The following is a 7616-nucleotide window of genomic DNA, read 5'->3' on the forward strand; positions in this document are numbered from 1 at the left end:
ATCTTTAAGTTTTACATTAAATTATGCTTCGTCTTCTGTTTTTTTCTTTCCGAAGAGTTTCATGAAATATTCCCATCCGAAGAACAGGATAAGAATCATTGCAGCTACCCACCAGTAAGAAGTTTTGTTGGCTTCTCCTGTATTGGTTGCTTTAAACATTCTGTCCCAACGAACTTTAAACGGCGCCTGATATGTGGAACTGCTGTCTGAAAAAGCTCCCTGAAGGCTCATCCAGGTAAACATCGGTTTTCCGACAATATTTTCTTCCGGAACGAAACCAAAGAATCTTGCATCCAGTGAAGCGTCCCTGTTGTCTCCTACCATCATATAATAATCCTGCTGGATGGTATAATTATTAGCTTCTTTTCCATTGATAAAGATCTTTCCGTTCTTTTTCTCAAGGTTATTATGCTCATATTGTGAAATGATCCACTGGTATAAAGGAAGTGTTTCATTATTGACTGCCACTACATCTCCTTTCTTAGGAATTCTTAGAGGTCCATACCAGTCCTGGTTCCAAGGCTGATTGATCGGGAATATCGATTGTGTTGTATCAATTTTTGTTTTGGCTTCGTCTCTGTAATATACAGCAGCTTCTCCTTTGGGAGTAATATCCTCTTTCATGTCAATGACCTGAGGAAGTTGTTTGATTTCTTTAGCAGTTTTATCTGTCAATCCCTGGAAAGCATAAATATATCCTTTCTCACCCTGCACCTCCTGTACCGGCAAGAATCCGTAGGTTTTGTACAAAGCAGGAATATCCAGCTGGCTTCCTGTATTGACAATATATCTGTGCTGTACTTCCTGATCTCCTAAAACTGTTTCTGATTTTCCATTGACAAACAGTCTTCCGGCTCTCATTTCAAAAGTATCTCCTGCAACAGCTACACATCTCTTAACGTAAGGATCTTTTCTGTCGATTGCTGTATGGACAGAATCTCTAGGATAGTTGAATACGACCACATCATTTTTCTGTGGCTTACTGAACTGGAAAATTCTCGTGTAAGGAAGTTTTATACCATCAACATATGATTTCGGATCATCTTTTGGATTTCCTTTCTGTCCTGTATCCATAATGGTTCCCTGAAGGAATGGTATGGCAACGGGACGCATCGGCATTCTGTATCCGTAGCTCCATTTGTTTACAAACAGGAAATCACCTACAAGAAGTGTTCTTTCCATGGATCCTGTAGGAATACCAAATGGCTGTGTTACAAAAACGTGGATAATGGTGGCAAAAACCACTGCAAAAGTGATAGATCCCAAGAATGTATCTTTCTTTTTTGCATTTTTCTCTTCATCTGTAATGAAAAGATCGTTGGAATTTTCATCTTCTACCTCTGCATCTTTGGAATAGTTCACCGTTGCCATATAGATAAACGGCAGGATTACGGTAAGCAGCTGGTCTTTGACAAGAGATTTTCCAAATTTTTTCATTAAATAAATATGGAAAGCAGACATCATGATAGGTCCTACGATCGGCAGATAAGAAAAGATAGCCCACCATTTCGGATGTTCCGTTTCCTTTAAAATAATAAAATAATTATAGAAAGGTATAAATGCAAATAAGGGACTGTAGCCCATTTTTTTGAACAGTTTCCAAGTGGAAATCCCCATCAGTACAGACAAAATGAGAACATATACTGTATAAGTTAAAAAATAATTCATAGTTTATTGTGCCTATTCTGATAATATAAATGATCAATGATGATTAATAAATGATAGCATCATTACCTGTTATTAGTTGACTATTTAGCGTATTTGTTACAAATTAAAGCCCCAACACGTCTTTCATGGTGAAATTTCCTTTTTTATCTTTGATCCATTCTGCAGCGACTACCGCTCCGAGTGCAAACCCGTTTCTGTTGAAGGCGGTATGTTTTATTTCAATTTCGTCCACTTCACTTTTGTAATAAACGCTGTGGGTACCCGGAACCTCATCTTCTCTGACGGCAAAAATTCCCAGCTCCGTGCCTTTAGTTTCCTCCAGTTTCCAGGCGTTAAATTTAGGATTATTTTTGATGATTCCTTCAGCAATTGAAATAGCTGTTCCACTGGGCGCATCTTTTTTGTGTACATGATGAATTTCTTCCAGCTGACAGGTGTACTCATCCACATTTTTCATGATATCGGCTACTTTTTCGTTCAGGGCAAAAAATAAATTTACTCCCAAGCTAAAGTTGGAACCATACAGGAAAGCGCTGTCGCTGTCTACGGCAATTTTTTCAACCTCTGCCTTTTTATCCAGCCATCCTGTAGTCCCACAGATAACCGGAATTTTTTGTTCAAGACATGCTTTGATATTATCGTATGCCACTTCTGGTAAAGAAAATTCGATAGCGACGTCAGGATTATTAAGATTTTCAGCTGTTGGAGTTTCTTTCAGACGGGCCACTATTTCATGTCCTCTCTTCTGTGCGATCTCATCAATGATCTTCCCCATTTTACCGTATCCAACTAATGCTATTCTCATGTGAAGTCTTTATTTATGATGATCCTTAGCCGTAAGGCCGGTATCAATTTAATTAAAATATGTTTTAAAATCTGTAACTTAAACTTAATCCTGTTTTCGGAGTAGAAACGCCATACTGATCCTGAATTACTGTTGGGTTAAAAGTAAGGTCCGGATCATGTCTGCTTTCGTAAAGATGGGCGTCTACCACAGCATCTACGATATTCAGAATATAGATCAAACCTGTAATTGCTATGGCATAATCTCTTTGTCTTTTATATCTGTCCTGGGCATTTCCGAAAGCCTTTTTATCCAGCCACGGATGACTGTCTACGAATTCATTAGGCGTTCCATTAAGTTTTGCCACGTAATATTCTCTATATATTTTGTACTGATTATTGCTCCACAGAGTATACCCGATTCCGGCTCCTATAGCGCCCAAAACAATAGGAATTTTAATGTACCTTTTATTGTAATACTGCCCAAGTCCAGGCAATACCGCAGAGTAAAGTCCGGCTTTTGTAGGATTCAGTTTGATGGTTTTCTTTGTAGGGCCGTTCGCATTTTCAAGATCTTCTATGATCCTGGCTTCTGTTTTCACAGGTTTTGCAGGTTTCGAAGATTTCGTTACAACTGCAATACTGTCCTTAGGAAGAGGATCTACACGAACTGTATCGCTTGGTATTACCTGCGAATAAGCGAAAGCAAAAGTGTACAAAAAAAATGTGAAAAATATTTTCTTCATTATTTAATATGGGATAAAATATACTCCAGTTCTTCTTCGTTTTTGAAGTCCAGGACGATTTTACCTTTTTTACCGTTTCCGGAGGTTTTGATCTCAACTTTTACGTCTAAAATATCAGCGATCGTTTTCTGTGCTCTCTTAAAATTATTGGAAAGCTCAGCATTTATTTTTTTCGCTGCCGGTGATTTAGGATTCTTCAATGCTGTTGCAGCCTGTTCAGCCTGACGGACATTGAGTTTTTCTTTAATGATCAGATCAAACAGGATCTGCTGGTGTTCTTCACTTTCAAGGCTGATAATCGCTCTTCCGTGTCCTGCAGATATTTCACCACTTCTGATTGCATTCTGAATATCAGGATTTAACCTTAATAATCTGATGGAATTAGTAATGGTACTTCTATCCTTCCCTACTCTCTGGCTCAGATTTTCCTGGGTAAGACCAATCTCATCCAAAAGTCTCTGATAGGTTAAAGCGATCTCAATGGCATCAAGATCTTCTCTCTGAATATTTTCAACAAGAGCCATTTCAAGGAGCTCCTGATCATTTACTAAACGGATGTAGGCAGGAATGGTTGAAAGGCCTGCAATTTTACTTGCGCGGTAACGTCTTTCCCCTGATATGATTTCGAATTTCTCTCCATCTTTTCTTAAGGTAACCGGCTGGATCACTCCTAAGTTTTTGATTGACAGAGCAAGTTCGTTTAGTGCTTTCTCATCAAAATACGTTCTCGGCTGGGTGGGATTCGGATAAATATCTTCAAGGGCTACCTCTACAATATTCCCCACAAACTTATCTGCTCCTTCATCAGTAGCGGAGTTGACACTCGCTTTGGATTCAGCACTTAAAATAGCACCTAAACCACGTCCCATAGCTCTCTTTTTGTCCTTCATAGATATAATTGATAAATGATAATTAAATAAGTGATGATGTACATTCACTTATACTCCATTTATTATTAAATTAATTTTTTACTAAATTTTCGTTCTTCAACAGAACTTCTTCTGCCAGCTGAATGTACTGAATCGCTCCTTTACTTTCTGCATCATAGTTCAGAATACTTTCTCCGAAACTAGGTGCTTCGCTTAATCTTACGTTTCTGCTGATAATGGTTTCAAAAACCATATCCGGGAAATGTGAATTGACTTCTTCCACTACCTGGTTTGACAATCTCAGTCTGCTGTCGTACATGGTAAGAAGAAGACCTTCAATTCCAAGATCTTTATTATGTATTTTCTGTACATTTTTTACGGTATTCAAAAGTTTACCCAATCCTTCCAACGCAAAATATTCGCACTGGATCGGAATGATCACAGAATCTGCCGCAGTAAGGGCATTCACTGTAATAAGCCCTAAACTCGGTGCACAGTCGATAATAATATAATCATAATCGTCTCTGACCTCTGCCAAGGCTTTCTTCAGCATGTACTCACGGTTTTCTTTGTCCACGAGTTCAATTTCTGCTGCGACCAGGTCAATATGTGAAGGGATGATATCCAGGTTGGGAGAAGCGGTTCTTTTGATACAGGTTCTTGTATCGGCGCTGTGCTCCAAAAGATTATATGTAGAATACTGAACGTCATCTACACCAAGCCCTGAGGTTGCATTCGCCTGTGGATCTGCATCAATGATGAGTATTCTTTTTTCCAATACCCCTAATGCTGCCGCCAAGTTTACAGCTGTGGTCGTTTTTCCAACTCCACCTTTTTGATTAGCGATACCTATGATTTTTGCCATTATTAGAACTTTAGATTTCAAAAATACACTTTTTTCTTTGCTCTGTATGAATGGCGAAATTCAAAATTGAGTTAAAGTATTGTTAATAAACAGTTTAACAATTAAAAAAATTATCCACAAAAAAAATTCTTTGTGGATAACTATCAAGATTTGTTTTTTTATCTTAATTATTCAAAGTTCATGGTGATTGGAAATTTGAAATAACTTCTTACGGTTTCGCCTTGCTTATTTTTAGCCGCTTTCCAGGTTCCTCCAACGCTTTTAATCGTTCTGATCGCTTCTTTATTAAATTCAGCATCTTTACCATCGGCTTTAATTCCGGAAATAGTTCCATCCTTTTCTACTACAAAAGTGATCACAGTTCTCATTGTATCTCCGGTTCCTTCGAATCCTGAGCCGTCAAATTTATTAATCACTTTATTTCTGAATGAATCAAGTCCTCCGGGAAATACGGCTTCTGTTCCAAGTTCTCCTTTATCTGCAATGTGATTATCATCCACTTTTGGAGCTGGCGGAGTTGGTGGAATATAAGGAACTGCCGGTCCTGTTCCTGCCTGAGGAAGCACTGGATGATAGCTTGTTGTTGCAATCGCTCCTTCTGAGGAGTTTACAGGTCCTGCAATGGCTCCTTCTATTTTTTTTACAACATGTTCATTGGTAACATCTGCTTTAGGTTCTGGCACTGTTTCAACATAGGTTTTTACTTTTTCAGATTGAACGGCAGGCAACTTAATCTCTACAGGAGGAATCTCAGGCTGATCAACATCTTTAACATCAAATGGCCCAAAATCACAAGATGTGATCTGTTCCGTAATTTTAGGTCCCTGCAAAGCCGAAACTACAAATGGCGTTATTGAAATGGCAGCCAATAAACTCACCCCCACGAAAAGTGCTTTGGTTAGTATTCTATCTGATTCATTTCTTAATGCATAAGCACCGTATTCTTTGTTGCGGTGCTCAAAAAGAACTTCGTTGAAACGAAATTCCTGGTTTTGGTTTAGGTGTTTCATCACTATTAAATATTTAAACTGTTAAAATCAGTGATTATTAGTTTTAATGGCTTTTTGCAAAAAGTTTAAAATCTCAATCAACAATCCTGCCAAAAAATTGCACAAATGTTAATTATTTAACGAATTATATGAAAAATTTAGCAAAACCCTATTTCGCGGTATTAAAAAGGGGAAAACACTTATAAAATAATTACAGGCTCGCTGTAGGTTTACCAAGATTTAAAAATTAAGCTTTAAAAAAAAACAATCCAAATACAAAAACTGTAAAATTTACAGTCTGCCTGGTATTTTTTATTCTGCATTAAAATCAATGCTCAAACCCATCATTCCAACAACCTTTATTTAATAAAAATAACAGATATAAATTGAAATAAATTCAACATAAATTAAAAAACAGTGAAAAACATACCCGAAAAACAGGAAAAACCCTGTTGATTATTTTACACCACCGAAATACATTTGTACATAGAAAATCGGGGATGCTGAAAACCAAAAAGAGTAAGCCAAGACCATTTTAAAAACTTATAATTATGCCAACTTTAACTCAAGAAGCAAAAACAAATTCATTAATGAGCATGCTTTTAAAGCAAGTTTATGACACGGTAACGAACGGAGGAAATCCGGAATCTCTAGGAACTGATGATTTCATCGCCTTTGATCCGGTAGGGATTACACTTTCTGAAGACACTTTCGATTATGCATTAAACGGACTTTTCGGAGATGCTCCTTCTCCTAAACCCATGCTGGACGGAACTGGAAAACCTATCCTTGATGCCAACGGAAATCCAAAAATCGATATGGAAGCTTATCAAAATGCTTTATCGAACAGCAAATTCAAAAAATACCTTCAGATGGAACAGTTCGCGGCGATGACTGATGCGATTCCTTCGCAATTACCACCGCTTACGGAAGACGGAAAAGGGAGAGCGATTACCATTATGAACGATTCCCAGAAGAGGGTTTCAAAAGTATATGAGGATCTTCTTCAGTGGTCTGTCGTGGTTGACACGGATTTTGATCAAAAAGTAGAAAAAAAACTTGATTCTCTGAGAGACAAATTATTCAAAATTAAAAAGGTGAAGAACCCAGATTTTGACGAGAATGCTCCGGTAGATGACCTGAACAAACCTGAGCTGATTCACACTTTTGTAGCACCTACTTATGCTAAATACGTAGAATATCAGATGAAATATTATGATATCGTGGATGCGAACAATGAAATCAGAGTGGCTGCCGACAATGGTGATACCGATGCTATGGCTAAAGTTTCTATCGATGGAAAAAATATGAAAAAGCGCGAGGATGCAGCTTTAAAGGCATGGCAGTCTTTAGGATATAAAGAAGCTGTGGAAAGAATTCAGAATTATCTGAGTGAAATCGAAGAAAAACACATGCTTGTGATCAAAAAAAGAATCCAGGCGGAATTCAGAAATAGCCAGAGAACCAGAATTTTAGACTACACGAATTATTCTCCTTGTATTCCGGTTGCAGCTAATGCTTTAAGGGAATCAAAAGGATGGCCTGAAATCTCTATTTCACAAGGAAAATCGAACTACGATTATTCTAAATCTATTCATAACTGGGGTCAGTCGACGAAAAGTAAAATTTTGTACGTTAAGGATAAAATCTATTAATATTTGAAATTTAAATAGACTGACTAAATGATTACGCTTTT

The 7616-nt window shown here is 37.6% G+C and carries 7 protein-coding genes; 1 reads left to right on the plus strand and 6 read right to left on the minus strand.

All coding sequences use genetic code 11. The features are described 5' to 3' along the window. Positions 1 to 21: 21 nt before the first annotated feature. From lepB to BUC06_RS18495, 6 genes are all read right to left on the minus strand, one after another. Entirely contained in the window at positions 22 to 1668 is a 1647-nt protein-coding gene (lepB, locus tag BUC06_RS18470; protein WP_073335463.1) for a signal peptidase I, read from the minus strand. 103 nt (positions 1669 to 1771) lie between these two features. Next, positions 1772 to 2473 carry a 4-hydroxy-tetrahydrodipicolinate reductase gene (gene dapB, locus BUC06_RS18475; protein WP_073335464.1) on the minus strand — a complete coding sequence of 234 codons (702 nt, stop codon included), beginning with the start codon at positions 2471 to 2473 and terminating at the stop codon, positions 1772 to 1774. 64 nt (positions 2474 to 2537) lie between these two features. Further along, complete coding sequence (locus BUC06_RS18480; protein WP_073335465.1) at positions 2538 to 3197, minus strand: DUF5683 domain-containing protein; 660 nt, start codon at positions 3195 to 3197, stop codon at positions 2538 to 2540. Beyond that, positions 3197 to 4087, minus strand: a complete 891-nt coding sequence (locus BUC06_RS18485; protein WP_073335466.1) for a ParB/RepB/Spo0J family partition protein — start codon at positions 4085 to 4087, stop codon at positions 3197 to 3199. Before BUC06_RS18485 ends, BUC06_RS18480 begins: the two co-directional genes overlap by 1 nt. A gap of 70 nt (positions 4088 to 4157) precedes the next feature. After that, the gene (locus BUC06_RS18490) at positions 4158 to 4931 is read right to left on the minus strand and encodes a ParA family protein (protein WP_034741531.1); all 774 of its coding nucleotides are present in this window, start codon (positions 4929 to 4931) and stop codon (positions 4158 to 4160) included. Between the two features lie 167 nt (positions 4932 to 5098). Then, entirely contained in the window at positions 5099 to 5941 is an 843-nt protein-coding gene (locus tag BUC06_RS18495; protein ID WP_073335467.1) for an energy transducer TonB, read from the minus strand. A 530-nt stretch (positions 5942 to 6471) separates the two neighbouring features. Between BUC06_RS18495 and BUC06_RS18500 the strand changes: the two genes are divergently transcribed. Continuing rightward, the gene (locus BUC06_RS18500) at positions 6472 to 7575 is read left to right on the plus strand and encodes a hypothetical protein (RefSeq protein WP_073335468.1); all 1104 of its coding nucleotides are present in this window, start codon (positions 6472 to 6474) and stop codon (positions 7573 to 7575) included. The last annotated feature ends 41 nt before the right edge of the window (positions 7576 to 7616 follow it).

Origin of the sequence: Chryseobacterium carnipullorum, assembly GCF_900142785.1 — a bacterium.
Classification (GTDB): Bacteria; Bacteroidota; Bacteroidia; order Flavobacteriales; family Weeksellaceae; genus Chryseobacterium; species Chryseobacterium carnipullorum.

What these genes read in the sequence shown, in the direction of transcription:
- lepB (WP_073335463.1), bottom strand. Translation starts at nt 1,668, where the DNA reads ATGAATTATTTTTTAACTTATACAGTATATGTTCTCATTTTGTCTGTA.
- dapB (WP_073335464.1), bottom strand. Translation starts at nt 2,473, where the DNA reads ATGAGAATAGCATTAGTTGGATACGGTAAAATGGGGAAGATCATTGAT.
- BUC06_RS18480 (WP_073335465.1), bottom strand. Translation starts at nt 3,197, where the DNA reads ATGAAGAAAATATTTTTCACATTTTTTTTGTACACTTTTGCTTTCGCT.
- BUC06_RS18485 (WP_073335466.1), bottom strand. Translation starts at nt 4,087, where the DNA reads ATGAAGGACAAAAAGAGAGCTATGGGACGTGGTTTAGGTGCTATTTTA.
- BUC06_RS18490 (WP_034741531.1), bottom strand. Translation starts at nt 4,931, where the DNA reads ATGGCAAAAATCATAGGTATCGCTAATCAAAAAGGTGGAGTTGGAAAA.
- BUC06_RS18495 (WP_073335467.1), bottom strand. Translation starts at nt 5,941, where the DNA reads ATGAAACACCTAAACCAAAACCAGGAATTTCGTTTCAACGAAGTTCTT.
- BUC06_RS18500 (WP_073335468.1), top strand. Translation starts at nt 6,472, where the DNA reads ATGCCAACTTTAACTCAAGAAGCAAAAACAAATTCATTAATGAGCATG.